This window comes from uncultured Nitratireductor sp., from assembly GCF_913053745.1.
GTDB lineage: Bacteria > Pseudomonadota > Alphaproteobacteria > Rhizobiales > Rhizobiaceae > Nitratireductor.
Genome location: NZ_CAJXGF010000035.1, coordinates 1 through 20,737, shown reverse-complemented (window position 1 = coordinate 20,737; position 20,737 = coordinate 1). Strand labels below are relative to the sequence as shown.

Annotated in this window: 20 protein-coding genes and 1 riboswitch; of the genes, 13 read left to right on the top strand and 7 right to left on the bottom strand. The window is 59.2% G+C overall.

Annotated features, from left to right (window positions below; all coding sequences use genetic code 11):
• Window positions 1–57: 57 nt before the first annotated feature.
• Both QZ638_RS08020 and QZ638_RS08015 read left to right on the top strand, forming a co-directional pair.
• The gene (locus QZ638_RS08020; RefSeq protein WP_295808685.1) at window positions 58–693 is read left to right on the top strand and encodes a helix-turn-helix transcriptional regulator; all 636 of its coding nucleotides are present in this window, start codon (window positions 58–60) and stop codon (window positions 691–693) included.
• 34 nt (window positions 694–727) lie between these two features.
• Entirely contained in the window at window positions 728–1,324 is a 597-nt protein-coding gene (locus QZ638_RS08015; RefSeq protein WP_295808683.1) for a thermonuclease family protein, read from the top strand.
• A 25-nt stretch (window positions 1,325–1,349) separates the two neighbouring features.
• On the opposite strand, the gene QZ638_RS08010 is transcribed toward QZ638_RS08015, so the two are convergent.
• Window positions 1,350–3,005 (bottom strand): lysine--tRNA ligase, encoded by a 1,656-nt coding sequence (locus QZ638_RS08010; protein WP_295808681.1) that lies wholly within the window; start codon window positions 3,003–3,005, stop codon window positions 1,350–1,352.
• A 146-nt stretch (window positions 3,006–3,151) separates the two neighbouring features.
• Here QZ638_RS08010 and QZ638_RS08005 point away from each other — a divergent pair, with 146 nt between their 5' ends.
• On the top strand, window positions 3,152–3,565 hold the full coding sequence (locus tag QZ638_RS08005; protein ID WP_295808679.1) for a tellurite resistance TerB family protein: 414 nt from the start codon (window positions 3,152–3,154) through the stop codon (window positions 3,563–3,565).
• Between the two features lie 61 nt (window positions 3,566–3,626).
• The gene (locus QZ638_RS08000; RefSeq protein WP_295808677.1) at window positions 3,627–4,442 is read left to right on the top strand and encodes a sterol desaturase family protein; all 816 of its coding nucleotides are present in this window, start codon (window positions 3,627–3,629) and stop codon (window positions 4,440–4,442) included.
• 6 nt (window positions 4,443–4,448) lie between these two features.
• Here QZ638_RS08000 and QZ638_RS07995 read toward each other — a convergent pair whose 3' ends face one another.
• Window positions 4,449–5,147, bottom strand: a complete 699-nt coding sequence (locus QZ638_RS07995) for a transporter substrate-binding domain-containing protein (RefSeq protein WP_295808675.1) — start codon at window positions 5,145–5,147, stop codon at window positions 4,449–4,451.
• A 310-nt stretch (window positions 5,148–5,457) separates the two neighbouring features.
• On the opposite strand from QZ638_RS07995, the gene QZ638_RS07990 reads away from it, so the two are divergent.
• Window positions 5,458–6,348: an autoinducer binding domain-containing protein gene (locus QZ638_RS07990; RefSeq protein ID WP_295808673.1), complete on the top strand. Its 891-nt coding sequence runs from the start codon at window positions 5,458–5,460 to the stop codon at window positions 6,346–6,348.
• Between the two features lie 478 nt (window positions 6,349–6,826).
• Window positions 6,827–8,533, top strand: coding sequence for a glycosyltransferase (locus tag QZ638_RS07985; protein ID WP_295808671.1), 1,707 nt, complete (start codon window positions 6,827–6,829; stop codon window positions 8,531–8,533).
• Here QZ638_RS07985 and ppk2 read toward each other — a convergent pair.
• Entirely contained in the window at window positions 8,510–9,409 is a 900-nt protein-coding gene (ppk2, locus tag QZ638_RS07980; protein WP_295808669.1) for a polyphosphate kinase 2, read from the bottom strand. The genes QZ638_RS07985 and ppk2 overlap by 24 nt on opposite strands.
• Window positions 9,410–9,593: 184 nt before the next feature.
• Between ppk2 and QZ638_RS07975 the strand changes: the two genes are divergently transcribed.
• Together QZ638_RS07975 and phoU are read left to right on the top strand one after the other, a co-directional pair.
• On the top strand, window positions 9,594–10,760 hold the full coding sequence (locus QZ638_RS07975) for an ATP-binding protein (RefSeq protein ID WP_295808667.1): 1,167 nt from the start codon (window positions 9,594–9,596) through the stop codon (window positions 10,758–10,760).
• A 94-nt stretch (window positions 10,761–10,854) separates the two neighbouring features.
• A complete protein-coding gene (gene phoU / locus QZ638_RS07970) occupies window positions 10,855–11,571 on the top strand; it encodes a phosphate signaling complex protein PhoU (protein WP_295808665.1) in 717 nt (238 codons plus the stop codon).
• A 425-nt stretch (window positions 11,572–11,996) separates the two neighbouring features.
• On the opposite strand, the gene QZ638_RS07965 is transcribed toward phoU, so the two are convergent.
• Window positions 11,997–12,506, bottom strand: a complete 510-nt coding sequence (locus tag QZ638_RS07965) for a GcrA family cell cycle regulator (RefSeq protein WP_295808663.1) — start codon at window positions 12,504–12,506, stop codon at window positions 11,997–11,999.
• 374 nt (window positions 12,507–12,880) lie between these two features.
• On the opposite strand from QZ638_RS07965, the gene QZ638_RS07960 reads away from it, so the two are divergent.
• The 3 genes from QZ638_RS07960 to QZ638_RS07950 are packed head-to-tail and all read left to right on the top strand — an operon-like array spanning window position 12,881 to window position 15,994.
• A complete protein-coding gene (locus tag QZ638_RS07960; protein WP_295808662.1) occupies window positions 12,881–14,074 on the top strand; it encodes an aspartate aminotransferase family protein in 1,194 nt (397 codons plus the stop codon).
• Between the two features lie 19 nt (window positions 14,075–14,093).
• Window positions 14,094–15,011 (top strand): ornithine carbamoyltransferase, encoded by a 918-nt coding sequence (gene argF, locus QZ638_RS07955; RefSeq protein WP_295808660.1) that lies wholly within the window; start codon window positions 14,094–14,096, stop codon window positions 15,009–15,011.
• Window positions 14,993–15,994 (top strand): Hsp33 family molecular chaperone, encoded by a 1,002-nt coding sequence (locus QZ638_RS07950; RefSeq protein ID WP_295808658.1) that lies wholly within the window; start codon window positions 14,993–14,995, stop codon window positions 15,992–15,994. Before argF ends, QZ638_RS07950 begins: the two co-directional genes overlap by 19 nt.
• Here the strand turns inward: QZ638_RS07950 and apaG are convergent.
• On the bottom strand, window positions 15,987–16,379 hold the full coding sequence (gene apaG / locus QZ638_RS07945; RefSeq protein ID WP_295808657.1) for a Co2+/Mg2+ efflux protein ApaG: 393 nt from the start codon (window positions 16,377–16,379) through the stop codon (window positions 15,987–15,989). The genes QZ638_RS07950 and apaG overlap by 8 nt on opposite strands.
• A gap of 192 nt (window positions 16,380–16,571) precedes the next feature.
• Between apaG and QZ638_RS07940 the strand changes: the two genes are divergently transcribed.
• Window positions 16,572–17,177, top strand: a complete 606-nt coding sequence (locus QZ638_RS07940) for a CDP-alcohol phosphatidyltransferase family protein (RefSeq protein WP_295808656.1) — start codon at window positions 16,572–16,574, stop codon at window positions 17,175–17,177.
• 15 nt (window positions 17,178–17,192) lie between these two features.
• On the opposite strand, the gene QZ638_RS07935 is transcribed toward QZ638_RS07940, so the two are convergent.
• Window positions 17,193–18,383, bottom strand: a complete 1,191-nt coding sequence (locus QZ638_RS07935; protein ID WP_295808654.1) for an O-succinylhomoserine sulfhydrylase — start codon at window positions 18,381–18,383, stop codon at window positions 17,193–17,195.
• Window positions 18,384–18,432: 49 nt separating this feature from the next.
• Window positions 18,433–18,510, bottom strand: a riboswitch (SAM riboswitch).
• An 83-nt stretch (window positions 18,511–18,593) separates the two neighbouring features.
• Here QZ638_RS07935 and QZ638_RS07930 point away from each other — a divergent pair.
• Window positions 18,594–19,685, top strand: a complete 1,092-nt coding sequence (locus QZ638_RS07930) for a 2'-deoxycytidine 5'-triphosphate deaminase (RefSeq protein ID WP_295808652.1) — start codon at window positions 18,594–18,596, stop codon at window positions 19,683–19,685.
• Window positions 19,686–19,697: 12 nt separating this feature from the next.
• Here the strand turns inward: QZ638_RS07930 and QZ638_RS07925 are convergent.
• On the bottom strand, window positions 19,698–20,737 hold a 1,040-nt coding region (locus QZ638_RS07925; protein WP_366936217.1), incomplete at its 5' end, for an ion transporter.

The following is a 20,737-nucleotide window of genomic DNA, read 5'->3' as shown; positions in this document are numbered from 1 at the left end:
ATAAAACGACCGAACAGGTATTTTTTCCTGTTTTATGACTCCGGAAGGATGAATCGCGTGCTTTCGCACGACAAGGTTTGGGCAGCCATAGACGCACTTGCTGTGCGTCACTCGCTTTCCGCCTCCGGTCTGGCCCGGAAGGCAGGGTTGGATTCGACCGCGTTCAACAAGTCCAAGCGTCTTTCCGCTGACGGTCGTCCACGCTGGCCGTCCACGGAATCCCTTTCGAAAATCATGGATGCGACCGGCACGACGCTCTGGGAGTTTGTGGCACTGCTGCAGAATGAGGGCCGTCCGGCTGCGCCCTACGGACGGCCTTCGTCCAGCGTCCCCTTGATCGGTTTTGCCCAGGCAGGTGCGGGCGGGTTCTTCGACGATGCGGGATTTCCACTTGGTGAAGGGTGGGAGCATGTCGAACTTCCCGGATCCGCGCGCGACGGCGCCTATGCTTTGCAGGTGCAGGGTGAATCCATGATGCCTCTCTACCGCGACGGCGATACGCTGATTGTCGATCCAACTGCCCGCCTGCGGCGTGGTGACCGCGTCGTGGTCAAAACCGCCGACGGGGAGGTCATGGCCAAGGTTCTGTTACGACAGACAAGCCAACGGGTCGAATTGCTCTCTCTCAATCCCGAGCACCCCAACCGTCTCGTGGAGAAAACGCAGATGGAATGGATGGCGCGCATCGTCTGAGCCAGTGACGAAAAAGCGACGGTCACGTGGAGCCATGCTACTTGCCGGTGCGGCGATCTTCGCCGTATTGGTCCCCGGTCTCGCCGGAGCGCAAGATCGGCGCCAGCCCCGGATCATCGCTCCCGAACTCGTGGCGCCACCACCGATCGATGGTGCCGGGTTGAAGCGTGCGGATCCACGTACTCCCCTCAGCGAACTTGCCGCGCCCGCACCCCAATCGAAGCCCGAGGACAGACTCTATTATCGGCCGGTCGCGATCGCCGCAGGCATGTTGGAGACCGAGGGGCGCACAATCACCATTGCCGGCATTCGCATTGTCGCGCCAGAGCAGGTTTGCGATGCTCGCGATGGTGGGGCTTGGCCGTGCGGCAAGCGCGCGCGTACGGCATTCCGTTATTGGCTGCGCGGGCGAGCCGTGGAATGTCATTTGGAGGGTGAAGGGGAACCCACGGTGCAGGACGAAAGCAGCGATGCGCCGATGCGCTGCTCACTCTCGGGCCACGATGTCGGGGCCTGGCTGGTGGAGAACGGGTGGGCACTTGCCGAAACCGGCGGTCCCTATGTCGAACAGGCCGAGGCGGCCCGCAATGCCGGCAAGGGCATATTCAGCGGCGGGCCGTCCGGTTCGTGATGCAAAGTCTGAATTCTGGTCCGACTCAGAGCTCACCATTCAGCGCGGAAGCGATCAGGCCGCGCGTTTCGGCGATGCCGTAAAGGGCCGCGAACGAGCCGAAGCGGGGGCCGCGTTCCTGCCCCAGAAGCACCTGGTAGAGCATCTGGAAGAAGGCGACCGAGACACCCGGCCCGCCATTGGGGCTCTTGCGCTTGTGGTCCTGGTAACGCTCGATCCCGCGCGCTACATCCAAAATGGCGTTCTGGATGGCTTCGCCATCGGCATCCGCCGGCAGTGCGCCAAGAGCCTCGTTGATGCCGGCAAGTGCTTCGCGCTCAACCTCGTCGGGTGCGCGGAACGCCTTGGACGGCTTTACGAAATCCTCGAAGTAACGCAGCGCATAGCCGGTAAGGCGGTCGAGCTCGGGATGCGTCTGCGGCGTGACGCCGGGCGCATAGCGCGAGATGAAGCCCCACAGAACATCGGTGTTCTGCGCGTTGGAGGCACTGACCAGGTTGAGCAGCAGCGCAAACGGCACCGGCAGTTCGATTGCCGGCGGCGTGCCGTCATGCATGTGCCAGACCGGGTTGCCGAGACGGTTCTTCCAGTCCTGCCGGTCATAGGCCGACAGGAAGGTGTAATACTCGTCCACCGCGCGCGGTATCACGTCGAAATAGAGCTTCTTGGCCGCCTTGGGCTTCTGGAACATGTAGAGCGAGAGGCTCTCGGTCGGCGCATAGGCAAGCCACTCGTCGATGGTCAGGCCGTTGCCCTTGGACTTGGATATCTTCTGGCCGTTCTCGTCCAGGAACAGTTCGTAGTTGAACCCTTCCGGCGGCTTCTTGCCCAGCGCCGAGCAGATTTGCGCCGCCAGCTTGACGCTGTCTATCAGGTCTTTGCCCGACATTTCGTAATCGACGCCGAGGGCCGCCCAGCGCATCGCCCAATCGGGCTTCCACTGCAGCTTGCAGTGACCTCCGGTAACGGGCGTCTCAAACAACTCGCCGTTTTCGGGGTCGCGCCAGACGACGGTGCCGGCATCGACCTTGCGCTCTTCGAGCGGAACCTGCATTACCACGCCAGTCTTCGGGTGGATGGGCAGGAAGGGCGAATAGGTTTGTGCCCGCTCCTCACGCAGCGACGGCAACATGATGGCCATAACCGCTTCGTAGCGTTCCAGCATGGTGAGCAGCATCTCGTCGAAGCGGCCAGAGGCGTAGTACTCTGTCGAGGAGGCAAACTCATAGTCGAAACCGAACCGGTCGAGAAATGCCCTCAGCCGCGCGTTGTTGGCCGCGCCGAAGGACGGGTACTCGTTGGAGAACGGGTCGGGAACTTTCGTTAGTGGCTTGCCCAGATGCGTGCGCAGCATGTCTTTGTTGGGCACATTGTCCGGCACCTTGCGCAGCCCGTCCATGTCATCGGAGAAGCAAAGGATCTTCGACTCCACCTTGCCCTCGGTGAGCACGCGGAAGGCATGGCGCACCATGGAGGTGCGAGCCACCTCGCCGAACGTGCCGATATGCGGCAGGCCCGAAGGGCCATAGCCCGTCTCGAACAGGACGGTTTCGGGGAAGGCGCCGCTCTCATAGCGTTTGACGATCTTGCGCGCCTCTTCGAAGGGCCACGCTTTGCTCTCGGCTGCGGCCTCAATCACTTCGGGCGTCAATTCAAGCGCGTCTCGGCTTGCCGTCGTCATATCGCTTTCCAGGGTTTGGTTTTTGTCAAAGGCCATGCCTGTAAGGCGGCTCAGGCGGTGCGTCAATCGAAGCGACGATTTTTCATTGCGACATGACGCATGGCTTCCTACTTTCAGGCTCCCTTATTGTGCTACCGGAGAATGAGATGGCTGAGCCGAGCGCCCACGAAGCCCTGATATATCTGATGGTGGTCATGTCGGCCGCCGACCGGGACATGACCGACGCGGAGCTTGCCATTATCGGTGATACGATCCGCTCATGGCCGGTCTTTCGGGAATTCGATGACAACCGTATCATCGAGGTGGCGCGCCAGTGCCAGCAAATTCTGCAGGAAGACAATGGGCTCGAGCGCATCCTGAACGCTGTGCGCGATACCGTGCCATCGAAACTGCACGATACGGCATATGCGCTTGCGGTCGAGGTTGCCGCCGCCGACATGCATGTGGAGCCGGAAGAAAAACGGATGTTGCACATCGTGCGCAGCCGGCTGCATTTGGAGCCGCTCGTGGCAGCCGCGATCGAGAGAACAGCCCAAGCCCGGAAACGCGCCCTTATCTGATCGCGCTCGAAATCAAGCGCATGTGACTGGCGCTTGAACGGCACAGCGGAATAATGGGGGCATGACCTCGTTTCTCTTTTCCGAAGCGGCCATCCGTCTCTTCGCATTCATCGGCATTTTCGCGACCATGGCGCTTTATGAGTTGTGGTCGCCAAGACTGGAACGGTCGGAAATGGCCGGTGCACTTAAATCGCGCCGTTGGTTCGCGAACCTCTCCATGGTTCTGATTTCGTCAGCGGTGCTGCGGGTTGTGTTCCCGGCGGCTGCCGTGGGGGCCGCACTTTGGGCCGATGCACGGGGCTGGGGTCTTTTTCATGCCGTTGGTGTCCACCCGACGCTTGCCGGTGCTATCGCCTTCGTCGTGCTGGATTTTGCGGTGTGGCTCGAACATGTGGCGAGCCATAAGATTCCGTTCCTATGGCGCATTCACCGCATGCATCACGCAGACAACGGATTCGATGTGACGACGGGTTTGCGTTTCCATCCGTTGGAAATCCTTCTATCGATGTTCTGGAAAGCGGTAATCGTTATCGCGCTGGGGGCGCCTGTTCTGGCAGTGCTTCTGTTTGAGATCGTTTTGAATGGTACATCGATGTTCAACCATTCCAACATAAACATCCCATCTCGTCTGGACCGTGCGTTGCGCTGCATTGTCGTGACGCCGGACATGCACCGCGTGCATCATTCCACGATAATGCGGGAAACCGACTCTAACTACGGATTCAATTTTCCGTTCTGGGACCGTCTGTTCGGCACCTATACCGCTCAGCCGCGGCTGGGACACGAAGGCATGGAGATTGGCTTGTTGGAGTATCGCGGCTCCCTTACGGCACGGCTCTTGTGGATGCTGACCCTGCCCTTCCGTGCGTTGCGTTGAGTGAGCTCAATAAAAGCTTACCGGAAAATAGCGGAGATAGATGTCGGTAAAGCGACCGCTGGCGTCGATGCTATGAAGTGCGAAGTCGATGGCTTCTGCCAGCGCCGGGGTCTCTTTCGGCACGGCAATCGCGAGACCTTGCCCCAGATATTCTGGCGCAAGATAAGGCCCGCCGGAAAAGGCGCAGCAGTTTTCCGATTCCTGCCCTGCAAGCCAGAAGCTGAGCTGGACGCCGTCGCCGAAAACAGCATCGATCTTCCCCGTCTTCAAATCCTGATAGAGCCAGTCGCGTCTTGTGTAGACGACGCTCTGCGCGTCCGGGAAGAGATCGCGCAGCAACATCTCGTGGGCCGTGGTGCCGATGACACCGATCCGCTTGCCACTGACAGCTTGGTAAAGCGGTTCCGACAGCTTGGCCGCACGGGGTGTAACAAGGCGCGCGGGAAAGCGTAGATATGGACGTGAAAACAGATAGCGCTCGCGGTTCTCGGCCGTGATCGCCAAACCGGCGATGATGGCGTCTCCCTGCTTGGTTTCGATGGCCGTATGCAATTCGTCCCAGGGCAGCGCCTGTATCTGACAGCGCTCGATCATCTCTAGTTCGGCGCATATCTGACGGGCAAGGTCTATGTGCACGCCGCTTAGCCGATTGTCGGAATCCAGGTAATTGAACGGAAAGAAGTCGACGGTTGTTAGAAAACGCAATCTTGGTAGCGTGGATACATCCGGTTTCGAGTGGCTTTGCCTCGGTTCGGAAAAGCCAGGGGGGGCGGTGTTCTGCGCATTTGCGGAAATCAGCATCGAAAACAAGAAGAGACAGGATATTGAATGAAAAAATAGAAAATTTATGAAGCGCACGGCGTAGCCGGCAAATAAGAGTGTAGACTTTTTATGGATAAAACTTTGCGTATTATGCAATATCATTGTTATTGTCCCCGGTGTTCACCACATATAGTGGCGAGCGGTTGCGTAGGTTTCGACGAATTGCATGGGTCGTCGGCGGGGATAAGTACATATGGTCGATTTCGGGAAGACGCAGGCCTTTATTGAACAAATTCAAAGGGCCCGAACGTCGGCGGCAGTTAGCAGCGCGCTGATTTCGTTCGCACAAGATTACGGTCTTCACACGGTTTGTGCGGGCACGCTGCCCGCAAGGGGCGCCTCGCCCGGCGAGCAAGTAGGGCATTTTGTACTGAGCAGTTGGCCGGCAGAATGGGTCGACCGGTACGTTTCGCGCAACTATGTCTTTCATGACCCTATCGTAAACCATGCTCGCCAAAGCGGGAATGCCATTTTGTGGCGCGATATCCTGAAAGACTATGAAGGATCGCGCGAAGCGTCGAAATTGCTTAGTGAGGCGCGCGATTTCAGGCTCGTCGATGGCATCGCAATGTCTTTTACAACGCTTGAAGGACTTCAGATTGTCATGTCGTTCGGGGGTGAGCAGGTCGAGCTCTCCCCGTCCCAGTTGGATATCGTGTCTTTCGTCTCCTCCTATGCGATCGGCCATGCGCTGAGCCTGCGCGGTAAAGATCGGTTTGGCGAACTCGACGCGATGGAGAAGGAATGTCTGCAGCTTGCCACACGCGGTCGGTCCATTGCTGAAATCGCCGAAAGGCTTCATATGTCCGAGGAGGGTGTTCTTCTGCAGATAGAAGCGGGCAGGCGGAAGCTCGGCCCCGGACACGCGCTCAGCCGGTTGAGCGAGATGCCGCGCCTGACACCGCGCGAGAAAGAGTGTCTGCAATGGGCGGCGCTGGGAAAGTCGGAATGGGAGGTTTCTCAGATACTCGGTATATCCGAGCATACAGCGGAGAAACACCTCCTCAACGCCAAGACCAAACTTGGAGCTTCAAATCGTGTTCATGCAGTTGCTGAAGCGATCCGATGCGGTGTCTTCGATTGAGATCTTATTGAAATATAAGGTGAATATAATAAACAAAATCATTTCGGTTGCATAAAATATGATCTTATGATGCTATAGTTGAAGTCCGGTGGGGAGATAAATTATGGCGAAGTGTGTTGCCGCGTCCGCGCGTAAATTATCGAATGGCGGATTTATCGGTTCGCGAGAGAGGAATCTAAATAGAACTTATTTTCATTTCCGAGCTCATTCGGTGTGCAAATTGTTATAATAAAAGGGATGATCGATTATGGATTGTCCCGTTCAAGATCAAGAAATCACAAGTGCTTCCGATGGACTGAACGAAGCGGAAGCGTTGCCTGTTGCAATGCCTCCCTCTCCGGCAACAGATTGGTTGCCTATCCTCAGATCCTTGTCGATCAGCGAAGCTGAGGTCTTTCGGGTGGATGCTCGGGCAAGGCTTGCCGGGGTGTGCTTTCAGACGGAGCTGCTGGCGTCGGGGCTGGTGTCGGAGCAACAATTGTTTCGAGCCCTGGCGGATTACTTAGGACTTGCCTTCGTGCTTCGCCCGAATCCGAACGCGCTTGTCATGCGCGAACGGCACGGGTTGGCCGCCCTGGCACGGCGCGGTGGCGCAAGGGTCAGCCTGCTCGTTGACGAACGCGGTCAGTCGATTGTTCTTATTGCACCAGACAGGCTCAACATCCCGGCGTTGACGTCCTTCGTGATGCGCTATCCTCGCGTTTCGAGTCGCGTTTGTGTGGTGCAGCCCTCGGTTCTGCGTGATGCGATTTCGGTTCGCTCGAAAAAGGCGCTAACGCGGATAGCCACCGAAAAGCTCTTCTCGGCGGCGCCGGATATGTCGGCGCGCATCGTCGTCAATGCCTGGCAGGGGGCCTTGTTGGGTGCCGCAACAGTGTCACTCCTGTTCGCGACGTTGCTTGCACCCTCGGTAACATTACTCGTGTTGCATGGACTGTTCTCGCTTGCGTTCCTTGCATGCGTTCTCCTGAGAATGGCAGTCAGTCTCGCGGGCGGTCGGAAAGCCGAACCGCGCATCGCTACCATCAGGCCGGCGGAGATGCCTGTCTATTCAGTGTTGATCGCACTCTACAAAGAGGCCGAGATCGTTCCCGACCTTCTGATGGCATTGGGCAAGATCGTCTGGCCGCGAGCTAAGCTGGAGATCAAGCTGGTTTGCGAGGAGGATGATGAAGAAACGCTTGCGGCGCTGAGAGCTCAGGAACTGCGGCCATATATCGAGGTCATAGAAGTCCCCGCTGGGACACCGCGCACAAAACCGAAAGCGCTTTCCTACGCGCTGCCAATGACCTCGGGAGCGTTCGTTGCTCTCTATGACGCTGAGGACAGGCCGCATCCGTTTCAATTGGTAGAGGCGTGGCATGCTTTTCGTAGCGGGGAAGAGAGACTCGCCTGCGTGCAGGCGCCACTCAACATATCCAACCGTCGGGAGAGCTGGATTTCGGCAATGTTCGCGCTGGAATATGCAGCGCTTTTCCGCGCTGTTCTGCCGTGGCTGGCGCAGCGCGCTCTCGTCCTGCCATTGGGCGGCACTTCCAATCATTTTCGACGGTCGGCTCTCGAGGCCGTCGGCGGCTGGGATCCTTACAACGTTACCGAGGACGCGGACCTTGGAACGCGCCTCTATCGTTTCGGTTATCGAGCGGGTGTCATTTGCAACCCGACCCAAGAAGATGCTCCAACCGATATGCGCACCTGGCTGCCGCAACGTACGCGATGGTTCAAGGGCTGGGCGCAAACATGGCTCGTCCACATGCGCAATCCTCTGACGGTCCTTCGGGAAACCGGCCTCGGCTCCTTTCTTATCATGCAGGTTCTGTTTGCGGGTATGGTGCTATCGGCGCTCGCATATGGTGTCTTTTGGGCAGCCGCGCTCGGAATCGGCATTTACTGGTTCTTCGGCGGTGCGTTCCGGCCCACCGAAGGCGTGTTGCTTCTGATCGATATCTTTAACATCGTGCTCGGCCATACTGCATTTCTGGTGATCGGCTGGTCGACGCTCCAGAAGACCGAGAAGTCGGGCTTCTGGAAGCGTGTACTCTGGACGCCGGTTTACTGGTGTCTCATGTCTATTGCCGCCTGGCGATGCGTCTGGCAGCTTTACTGGAAGCCGCACCATTGGGAAAAGACGCCACACAAGCGGCATAACAGGTCTCTGGCGCTAGTCCGGAAAGCCGGGTCCTGAACCGATGATCAACTGGTCTTCCTGTCCGATGGCTTTCAGATCGCGACCGTCATAGGCAATCGAAAGGAGCATGCGGCGAATGACTGCGAGGCGCGCACGCCGCTTATCGTTGGCGCGCACGACGGTCCACGGTGCGTGAGCGCTGTGCGTGCGCTCCAGCATCAGGTCGCGCATGCGGGTGTAATCGTCCCATTTCTGGATGCCGGCCACATCCATCGGAGAGAATTTCCAGTATTTGAGCTTGCTGTGCCGACGGTCGTGAAAGCGTTCGAGTTGTGTTTCCTGGCCGATATTCAGCCAGAATTTGAAGAAGTGGATGCCGTCGTTGACGATGGCGCGCTCGAAATCCGGTGCTTCATCGAGAAACTGTTCGTGCTGTGCGGGTGTGCAGAAACCCATGACGGGTTCCACACCGCCACGATTGTACCAGGAACGGTCGAACGTCACCAACTCACCGCTGGTGGGAAAATGCGTGACATAACGCTGGAAATACCACTGGCCGCGCTCCGTTTCGGTCGGTTTGGGCAGCGCCACATTTCGCGCATTGCGCGGATTGAGGTAAGTGCGGATGCGCGAGATGGTGCCGCCCTTGCCCGCCGCGTCACGTCCTTCGAACAAAGCCATCACACGCGCGCCGCTCTTTTGCATCCATGCCTGCAGCTTGACGAGTTCGATCTGCAGTTTCTCCAACTGCTTTTCGTAATCGTCCTTGTCGAGTTTCTCGTCATATGGAAAGCCGCCGGCCTTCAGCTCCTTGTCCTTGATCCAGTCGGGCAGGTCCGGATCGTCTATGTCGAATGTCCGTTCCTTGCCGGACAGGGTGAGCTTGAACGGTTTGACTTTCTCGAGGTCGGGGTTTTCCAAAGGCTTATTCATAAAATCGATCCTGAACCATGGGAGTGTCCATGCTATTTGCAGCTTGATACAAGGTCCACCGTTTAGGGAGTAACGGCGAAATGCCGCCTCAAACGATACGCTGAAATGGGCTTTCGGGCAGTTGCGGGGATGAAGTTGGTCGATGGGCATGGATGAAAACGGGCGACGGCGGTCGCGAAATGGAATGTTGCGGCGCCTTGCTTGGCCATTTGCGTTGCTGGTGAGGGCCTTCGAGGGCTTCCTGCAGGGCAACAACGCGACGGCCCAGAGCGATAAGCCGCCCGTTGTGCGCGGCGATATCAACACGCTGCCGGCGGTCTACTTGGCTGCCGCCGTACTTGACCCGCTTTATATTTTCGACAGTGCCGGAAGCATTCTCTATTCCAACGAAGCTGCCGACCTGGCCTTCGGTCCTGTGACCAAGAGCGCTTCGCTGCGCTTGAAGTTTCGCGCTCCGGAAATGCACGAGTTGGTAAGTCGCGTGATTTCAGGAGAAGAGGAGTCCACGGCGATTAACTATGCGGAGCGTGTCCCCGTGGAACGCGCCTATCGTGTGGTCGCGAGTCGCATTGGAAACGATACGGGTCTTTATGTCCTGATGTTCAAGGATCAAAGCGAAGCGCGGCGGATCGACCGTATGCGCGCCGATTTCATTGCCAACGCCAGTCATGAATTGCGCACCCCGCTCGCCTCGGTCGCCGGTTTTATCGAAACGCTGCGCGGTCCAGCGCGCGACGATCCGAAAGCGCGGGAAAACTTTCTGCAGATCATGCAGAACCAGACCCAGCGCATGGCACGTCTTATTGACGACCTGCTCTCGCTCTCACGGCTGGAGATGAAGCCTTATCAGAAGCCGAATGCGCAGCTCGATGTTGTGGTTCTGGTGAAGGGCGTGATCGAATCCATGCGCCACATCGCCAAGGAGAACGGAGTCGAGATCGTGTCGGAGCTCGACGACACACCGAGGCTGATCGCCGGCCACTCCGACGAACTCGTGCAGGTGTTCGAAAACCTGCTCGAAAACGCCTGCAAGTACGGCAGCTCCGGCAAGCGCGTCGTGCTTTCCGTGGAGCAAGCAAGCCCGATGGAGGAGGTACGTGTCACCGTTCGGGACTTCGGCCCCGGCATTCCCGAAGAGCACATTCCGCGGATCACGGAGCGCTTCTATCGCGTGGACGTCGAGACAAGCCGTACGCAAAAGGGCACCGGGCTCGGATTGTCCATCGTCAAGCACATACTGACGCGGCATGATGCCCGATTGTCAATCAAGTCCGCATCGGGCAAGGGTGCGTCGTTCGTCGTTCATTTCCCGCCTGTTCCGCCCTCCGCCGGAAGCGGTGGGTATGTTTGACAGATGCGCTCCCCACGTTCATTTTCCTGCCATCACAATAACTTAGTATGAGTGGGAGACATCGAGGCCAATCTGGCTGAGGAGGAATGAAACCATGCAGAATCAGCACACCATGCGGTCCTTCGACGATGAGTTGAATTACCTGTCGGATCAGATCGCGGCGATGGGTGGATACGCTGAACGCATGGTGGCGGAAGCCGTTTCAGCACTTGTGCAGTCGGATGTCGGCCTTGCTCGCAAGGTGGTTGAAGACGACGTGTTTCTCGACACCAAGGAGCGGGAAATTGGCGAGCGTGCCGTCATCATTATCGGCAAGCGCCAGCCGGTGGCAGACGATTTGCGCGAAATCGTCGGTGCGATCCGCATATCTTCCGATCTGGAACGCATCGGCGATCTGGGCAAGAACATTGCCAAACGCGTTGTCGCCGTCACGGAAGGCAAGCAGCCGGTTCGCCTTTTTCGCGGCCTGGAAGCGTTGGCGGGCCTGGCGCTTACCCAATTGAAGGAAGTGCTGGACGTCTATGCGTCCCGCTCTGTCGAGCGCATCGGCTTCGTTCGTGATCGGGACGAGGAAATCGACGCGATGTACACGTCCTTGTTCCGTGAACTCTTGACCTACATGATGGAGGATCCGCGCAATATCACGGCCTGCACGCATCTATTGTTCTGCGCAAAGAACATCGAGCGCATCGGAGACCATGCAACGAACATCGCCGAGACGGTTCATCACATCGTGACGGGGCGACAATTGCCGCTGGAACGTCCCAAGGAAGACCAAAGCCACAAGGTCGTGGCCGATCCCGAGGCATAGCCGGAACGCGTTGAAGAAATATGGAATGAGCCGGCGCACCAAGGTTAAAGCGGGTGCGGGAGTTCCTTTACGATCCGGCCCTTGAACGTTTTGAACTTACGCCTGTGGCGACTCCGGCGTTTGCCTTGCAACATTTGCGCGAGGCATCTTTGCTGGCTTTGGAGTGGGCAATGCCACATTTCGGGGGAGGAGATCGCATGGTCTGGTTTTTTGAACGAGGCATATGCTCTCCAGGCGGCGACCTGCGGACAGGAGGTACTCCTTGAAAACGTTGCCCTGTTGGAGCCGAAATCTGCTCCGAGGCTGAATCGTCCGGTTCTGTCTTTTGCGGCAGCTTTCACCAGCGCTCTGACTGTTCAGGCAAAGAAAAACCCGGCTGCGACGATGCGACAGCCGGGTAGCGCAGAGGAGAGCTGTGTTGATGATCAGCGGTTCCTGCGCCGTTCCGATGCAGGTTGATAGGCAATGCGCGAGTGATAGGTGCAGTAGGGACCGTTCTCGCCGGCATCATTGCCACAGAAGCTGAAATCTTCCGAAAGCGGGTCACCATTCGGCCATTTGCAGGTGGTTTCTGTAAGCTGCACGAGTTCAAGCTTGCGCGAAATCGGTACCACCACATCTTCGGTCGGACGAAGATACGTGCGCGCGACCGGCTCTTCGTCGAATTGCACCTGAAGAGCAGTGGCTCCAACGGTGACCGTTGACGGGCGCGTATTGCGCGGGCGGCGTGTCGTGGTGCTCGGCGCTGCTGGAGTCTTCTTCTGGCGTGTGCGCGGGCTTGTCGCTCGACCACGGCTGGAGAGCTTGAGCCGATGGACCTTGCCGATCACAGCATTGCGGCTCACGCCACCGAGTTGCGCTGCGATCTGGCTTGCGCTCAAGCCTTCCGCCCACAATTTCTTTAAGGTTTCGACTCTTTCGTCTGTCCAGTTCATCGGGACACGCTCCTGTCCAGCGTGCGGAATCCGAATCCTATCCCGCTCAGCCAAAGCCGAGGGAGCACCATATAATCATGGTAGATGTGGTCCGCCGCACAAAATGTAGTCTTTTTGCTTGGGTAGAAACTACCTTATCGGCAGACTCTGTGACAAGAGTCCTTACCGTAAGCTGATTCGGTTTTTGAGGTTTTCCCCAATTTGCTGCCTTGCCGTGTCATTGAGCTGTCGCGCCGCGTGCGTTGACAGGCACGCGGAAACAACCGATAAATCGCACGAGTGCCGCCCCTTGGGCGGCATTTTGATTTCATTCTTCCGTACCCTGTGGCTGCGCGGGGCGGAAACCAATCTCAGGCTCAGCGGAGACCGTGTGGATGCGTGAATCTGCGCTTTATGGAACTTATGCTCGTCAACCTCTCGCGTTCGAGCGGGGCGAAGGATGCTGGATAGAGACCGCCGAGGGCGAACGCTATCTGGATTTCGCCGCAGGCATCGCTGTCAACTCGCTGGGGCATGCCCATCCGCACCTGGTTGCCGCATTGACGGAGCAGGCGGGCAAACTGTGGCATGTCTCCAACGTTTATGAGATCCCGGGGCAGCGCCGGTTGGGCGAGCGCCTTGTCGAAGACAGTTTTGCCGATAAGGTCTTCTTCACCAATTCCGGTGCGGAGGCGCTGGAATGTGCCATAAAGACGGCGCGACGTTACCACCATGTGAACGGGCAGCCGGAACGCTACCGCATCATCACCTTCGAAGGCGCTTTTCACGGTCGTACGCTGGCCACCATCGCGGCCGGCGGGCAGGCGAAGTATCTCGAAGGTTTCGGGCCGAAGGTGGAAGGTTTCGATCAAGTGCCGTTCGACGACATGGCCGCGCTTTTGCAGGCCATCGGGCCGGAAACGGCAGGCATTTTGGTCGAACCCATTCAAGGGGAGGGCGGCGTTCGTCCTATCCCCAATGCATCGCTGCGGCGTCTGCGCGAGCTCTGCGATCGCCACGGTCTGTTACTCATCCTCGACGAGGTGCAGAGCGGTGTGGGGCGCACGGGCAAGCTGTTCGCCCACGAATGGGCCGAGATCACGCCGGACCTGATGGCGGTGGCCAAGGGGATTGGCGGTGGCTTCCCGCTGGGCGCCTGCCTGGCGACGGCGGAAGCGGCCAAGGGCATGACCCCCGGCACCCATGGCACGACCTTTGGTGGCAACCCGCTCGCCATGGCTGTCGGCAATGCCGTTCTCGACGTGGTTCTGGAAGACGGCTTCCTGGAAAGCATCGGCAAGAAGGGGCTTCATTTCAAACAGAGCCTGGCGGCGGTCGCGGACGAATTCCCCGATATCATCGAGGGCGTGCGTGGCGAAGGTCTCATGCTGGGCATCAAGTGCAAGGTGCAGAACACGCGTCTGCTCGAGGCGTTACGAGATCAGAAGATGCTCGTGGTGCCGGCCGGCGACAATGTGCTGCGGCTCCTGCCGCCGTTGATCATCACCGAAGACGAGATCCGCGAAGCGGTGAAGCGCATTCACGATGCCGCCGCCACGGTGAGGACGACCGAAAAAGCCGATGCTTGAGAAAACCAGGGAGACAGGCATGGCCAGCGGTCTTCGCCACTTCATCGATCTTTCGACGGTCGAACCGCAGGATCTGCGGTTCATGCTCGATGATGCGCGTGCCCGTAAGGAGCGCCTGAAGGACGGCGAGCGCGACAGACCCTTCGAGGGGAAAGCGCTGGCGATGATTTTCGACAAACCGTCGACCCGTACCCGGGTCTCCTTCGATGTGGGCATGCGCCAGCTCGGCGGCGAAACGATTATGCTAACGGGCGCGGAGATGCAGCTCGGCCGTTCGGAAACCATTGCCGATACGGCGAAGGTGTTGTCGCGCTACGTGGACGCAATCATGATCCGCACCACGGTGCACGACCGGCTCATCGAACTGGCTGAGAATGCGACCGTTCCGGTTATCAATGGCCTGACCGACGACACGCACCCCTGCCAGATCATGGCCGATATCCTCACCTTCGAGGAACACCGCGGCCCGGTCAAAGACAAGCTGTTCGCCTGGACGGGCGACGGCAACAATGTCCTGCATTCGTTGATCGAGGCGTCGGCGCGCATGGAATTCCGGCTCAACATCGCCGTGCCTGCGGGCAGCGAGCCGATGGCTAAATACGTCGACTGGGCGCGAACCAATGGCGGCCGCGTGACCTTCACGAAATCGGCGCAGGAAGCGGTTGCGGGCGCGGATTGCGTCGTGCCCGATACCTGGGTGTCGATGGGTCAGGAACATCGGGCGCGCGGCGACAATATATTCAAACCCTACCAGGTGAACGAGGCGTTGATGAAGCACGCCAGGCCCGATGCCCTGTTCATGCATTGCCTGCCGGCGCATCGCGGCGAAGAGGTAACCGACGAGGTCATTGACGGGCCGCACTCGGTGGTATTCGACGAGGCGGAAAACCGCCTTCACGCACAGAAAGCTGTTCTTGCATGGTGCCTCAACCGGTGACGAGCGAAACGAGACAATTGGGCGAGTTCGGTTTTGCCGGCGACGACCACGTCGTTCCTTTCGACGTGGACCCGCTGGACGTACGCGGACGTGCGGTTCAGCTCGGGCCGATGCTCGATCAGATACTCGCCCGGCACACATATCCCGAGCCGGTTGCCAGACTGCTCGCCGAAGTAATCGTGCTCACGGTGCTTTTGGGCAGTTCGCTGAAATTCGAAGGCAAGTTCATTGTGCAAACCCGTTCGGACGGACCGGTGGACATGCTGGTCGCTGATTTTACCACGCCGAGTTCCGTGCGCGCCTATGCGCGTTTTGACGAGACACGCCTCGATGAGGCGATGGCTGCCGGCAAGGTTGCACCGGAAGACCTCCTCGGTGCCGGTGTCTTGGCGTTGACGGTCGATCAGGGTTCGGACATGCAACGCTACCAAGGCATAGTCCAGCTCGACGGCACCACTCTGGAAGACGTGGCGCGCACATATTTCCGCCAGTCCGAGCAGATCCCGACCGAAGTTCGGCTCGGCGTGGCCAAGATGGTGCTCCCGGGAGCCGAGGGTGGCCAGGAGCATTGGCGCGCTGGCGGATTGCTGCTGCAGTTTCTGCCCAATTCGTCCGAACGCATGCGCAGCCTCGATTTGCCGGGCGGCGATGGTGACGAGGACCACGACGGATCGACACATCCTGAGGACGATGCATGGCAGGAAGCGCGGATGCTGCTTTCCACGGCCGAAATCACCGAGCTCGTGGATCCGACGGTTGGGGCCGAGCGCCTTCTCTATCGCCTGTTTCACGAGCATGGCGTGCGTGTCTACGAGGGAGCGAACGTTCGGGACGATTGCTCTTGCTCGCGTGACAAGATCAAGTCCGTGCTGGACGGCTTTACCCCTGAAGAGGTGGCCGACAGCATTGAGGACGGCGTTATCCGCGTCACCTGCGAATTCTGCTCGACGGAGTACGTGTTCGATCCCGGCGATTTCAGTTGATCCGCGTGGCTGCGCCTGGCAGATCGAGCGAAAATGCCGGGATGTCCACATCGAAAAAGGCACCGCGCGGCCCGCGCATCGTGTAGCGCCCGACCATGATGCCCGAAGGGGCGGAGAGCGGACAGCCGGAAGTGTAGGTGTAGCTGTCGCCCGGCTCCAGCACCGGCTGCTCGCCCACCACGCCTTCGCCGCGCACCTCCTGCACACGCCCGGTTTCGTCCGTGATGTGCCAGTACCGTGCGACGAGTTGTACCGTCAGCGGCGAATGGTTGGTGATGGTGATGCGATAGGCCCAGACGAAATGGCCGCTTTCGGGGTCTGATTGTGCGGACAGGTAGCTGGGTTCGGCGCTCACTTCGATAGACTGGGTAACAGCTCTGTACATGACTCGGACTCGTGTTGGCGTGCTCCAAGCGGTGAGGATGGCCCCGTCTTCTAAAAGTTCAAGAGCATAGCAGAGAACGTCCGGCAGTTCATGCATGAAGCCGGGAAAACCCATGACGCCATTGTGAGCGGCATGAGAGGTTGAAACACGCTAAGCAGGGGCATTGGTGACAAGATGACGCGATGGTGAAACATGCTCGACGGCTGGGCGCACCGAAAGATCGATCCCGGATTATCGGCGTTGGCAGAGCAACTCGCTACGGCGGGTGTGCGTGCAAACGCCATCACCTATTCGGGGCTGATCCTGGGATTGATGGCTGCCGGGGCAATCGCGTTCGAGGCCTACTGGGCGGGTCTCGCCCTCGTTCTCGCCAGTCGTTTATGCGATGGACTGGACGGCGCAGTGGCGCGGATCAACGGCAAGACCGATTTCGGCGGCTATCTCGACATCGTACTGGACTTCGCCTTCTATGGCGCTGTACCGCTCGGCTTCATTATTGCCGATCCCGGGGCCAACGCCATTTCCGGCGCGGTGCTGTTGCTCGCCTTTTACGTCAATGGGGCGAGCTTTCTCGCCTATGCGGTGATGGCGGAAAAGAACAGACTCAAGAGCCGGGCACGTGGCGAGAAGTCGCTGTTCTTCACCACTGGACTGGCTGAGGCTAGCGAGACGCTGGCCGTCTTCGTGGCCATGTGCCTCTTCCCGGCATGGTTTCCGATCATCGCTTATGTCTTTGCTGCGGTCACTGCCTACACGACGGTGTCGCGCATTGTGCTGGCCGGCAGCCGCTTCGGCTAAAACGTCGGAACGAGATTAAACGGTGGCCAGCGCCTGTTCGATGTCGGCGATGAGATCGTCACTATCCTCCAGCCCCACGGACAGGCGCAGCATGCCGTCGCCGATGCCCAGTTCGCCACGCGCTTCATCCGACAGATTCTTGTGGGTGGTCGTGGCGGGATGGGTTATCAGACTTTTTGCGTCTCCGAGATTGTTGGAGATCTGTACGATCTTCAGTGCGTTCTCGAAAGCGAAGGCTTCTTTCTTGCCGCCCTTCAATTCAATGCAAAGCAGCGTTGAACCACCCGTCATCTGCCGGGCGATAATGTCGGCCTGAGGATGATCCTTGCGGCCGGGGTAGATGACGCGAGCGACTTTGGGGTGTTCGGCGAGCAGATCGGCGATGCGGCCGGCACTTTCCGTTTGCTGGCGTACACGAAGCGGCAGCGTTTCGAGCCCCTTGAGCAGCGTCCAGGCATTGAACGGCGAAAGACTCGGTCCCGTATGGCGGAAGAAATCCTGCAATTGCTCGTCGACCCACTCTTTATCCGAGAGCACGACCCCACCCAGACATCGACCCTGGCCGTCGATGTGTTTGGTGGCGGAATAGACAACCACATGCGCACCGAGTTCCAGAGGTTTCTGCAGGAGCGGTGTGGCGAACACATTGTCGACCACCAGACGTGCGCCGATCTCGTTTGCAAGAGCGGCGATACCGGCGATGTCGGCCACTTCCAGTGTCGGATTGGTGGGACTTTCGAGGAAGAAAAGCCTGGTGTTGGGGCGTATGGCGGCCTTCCAGTTCTCAAGTTTCGCTCCGTCGACCAATGTCGTCTCGATTCCGTAGCGTGGCATCAGCGTTTCAACCACCCAGCGGCAAGAGCCAAACAGCGCACGGCCGGCGACCACATGGTCGCCCGCTCTGAGCGAGCACAGAAGCGCAGCGGTGACGGCGGCCATACCGGAGGACATGGCGCGGGCTTCCTCGGCACCTTCCAGTGCGCACATGCGGCGTTCGAACATATCCACGGTTGGATTGGCATAGCGCGAATAGACAAAACCGGGTTCGTCGCCCTTGAAACGGGCTTCGGCGGCCTCCGCGCTATCGTAGACGAAGCCCTGCGTCAGATAGATTGCTTCGGACGTTTCTCCAAAGTGAGAGCGCGTGACCCCCCCATGGATAAGGGCTGTCTGTGCTTTCCAGTCGTTTTCGGAATGATCTGTCATCGCTTCTACACCCACCAAAAAACCGGCCGCGGGAAGTCGCATGCCGGTTCGGTAATCGAGCGCGGCCTTTTAGCGACTTCTTTAACGTGGCTGCAAGCCGACCGGCCAAATCACCACGGGATAAAGGTCCATTAGACCTTCAAGCGCCTTGCGTCAACGACAAGCAGCGCTAAACCTCGATGAATTAAAGCCTGTGTAAGGAGAGGGGCGTTGGCCAAAGCGGGAATTCTGCCTGACAAGGACATCGCGGCATTGTTCGACAACGGAGTGCTTGCCTCCGCCCGCCCGCTGGACGACGACCAGATCCAGCCGGCCAGTCTCGATGTGAGGCTCGGGACCGTCGCCTACCGGGTGCGTGCCAGTTTCCTCCCGGGCCCCAATCACCGCGTCTCCGAAAAACTGGAGAAGCTCAGGCTGCATGAAATCCAGCTCGACGAAGGCGCGGTCCTGGAGACGGGCTGCGTTTATATCGTGCCGCTTTTGGAAGGTCTCGACCTACCAGACGACATTTCCGCCTCCGCCAATCCCAAGAGCTCAACGGGCAGGCTCGACATCTTCACGCGCGTGATGACCGATTATGGCCAGGAGTTCGACAAGATCCCGCATGGCTATTCGGGCCCGCTCTACATTGAGGTGAGTCCACGCACCTTTCCGATCGTGGTGCGCACGGGCTCGCGCCTTTCGCAAATCCGGTTTCGCAGCGGCAAGGCGCTGCTCGATGAAAGCGCGTTGGCGCAGTTGCACGCGCGCGAAACGCTGGTCGCTGCCGAGGATCCCAACATCACCGGCGGCGGTATCGCACTTTCAGTGGATCTGAGCGGCGACGACAACGGACTGATCGGATACCGTGCCAAGCATCACACGGCGCTGATCGATGTCGATATGCGTGACCAGCACGATGTGGCCGACTTCTGGGAGCCGCTGACGGGCGACGGTGCAGGCGGACTGATCCTCGATCCGGACGAGTTCTATATTCTCGTGTCGCAGGAAGCGGTACACGTGCCGCCGCTCCACGCCGCGGAGATGACCCCTTTCGATCCTCTCGTAGGCGAGTTTCGCGTTCACTATGCCGGTTTTTTCGATCCCGGTTTCGGCCATTCGTCAGCCGGCGGCACGGGCAGCCGCGCTGTGTTGGAGGTGCGCAGTCACGAGGTTCCGTTCATTCTGGAACACGGGCAGATCGTTGGCCGACTGGTTTATGAGCGTATGCTCTCACGGCCGGGGGCGCTATACGGCGCCGATCTGAAATCCAACTATCAGGGACAGTCGCTTAAGCTTTCGAAGCATTTCCGCATGCGCTGATCGCATGCGCGCTCAGCGTTCGGCGTGCTGTTTCTCGGCGTTCATCGCCTGCACCTCTTTGCGCAGACTGCGAATTTCAGTGAGGATCATCTCCTGTTCGGCCTGCAGCGCGGTACGCTCCGCCGATGCCTCCTCGTCGTGTTCGGCCTGCATGGCCGAGACGATGATGCCGATGAAAAGATTGAGCACCGTAAAGGTTGTCGAGACGATGAATGGGATAAAGAACAGCCAGGCGAGGGGATAAACCTCCATTACCGGGCGAACGATGCCCATCGACCAGCTTTCCAGGGTCATGATCTGGAACAGCGAATAGGCCGAGGCGCCGATGCTGCCGAACCACTCGGGGAAGGCGGCGCCGAACAGCTTCGTCGCGATCACCGAGCAGACGTAATAGATCAGTCCCAGCAGCGCGACGATGGAGCCCATGCCCGGAATCGCGCCGAGCAGCGCCTGCACCACCTTGCGCATGGAGGGCACGACGGACACGAGGCGCAGGACGCGCAACACGCGCAAGGCGCGCAGTACGGAGAAGGCGGCGGAGGCGGGCACCAGGCTGATCGCCACCACCGTGAAGTCGAAAAGGTTCCAGGAGTCGGCGAAGAAGCGGCGCCGGTAGACCCAGAGCTTGGCCAGGATCTCGGCGGCGAAGATGCCGACGATGATGCGGTCCAGGACCATCAGCACCTCGCCGGTCGCGGCCATGACGCTCGGCACCGTCTCCAGGCCCAGGATGCAGGCGTTCACCAGGATCAGCGCGGTGATGGCGTGCTGGAAGGCGGCGGCCTCGATCAGGCGTTGCAGCCTGGATGGCGCCGCGGTTGTGCTGGCGCCGGGGGCTTGGGGGACTGTTGCTTCGCCGTTGTTCATCTCGCCTTCGATCTTCGCTGCTAGGGGCCCGCTGCCGGAGCTTCTCTGGCAGCTTAGATGAGGCGCGCGGCGGCGGGCGTCAAGAAGACGGCCGGACGAAGCGGGGTCGAAGCGGGGCTGAGGCTGGACCGAAAGGGGGGTCAGGAAGCCCGCGCGGCCTGATCGCGGGCGGGGATGCGCCGCGC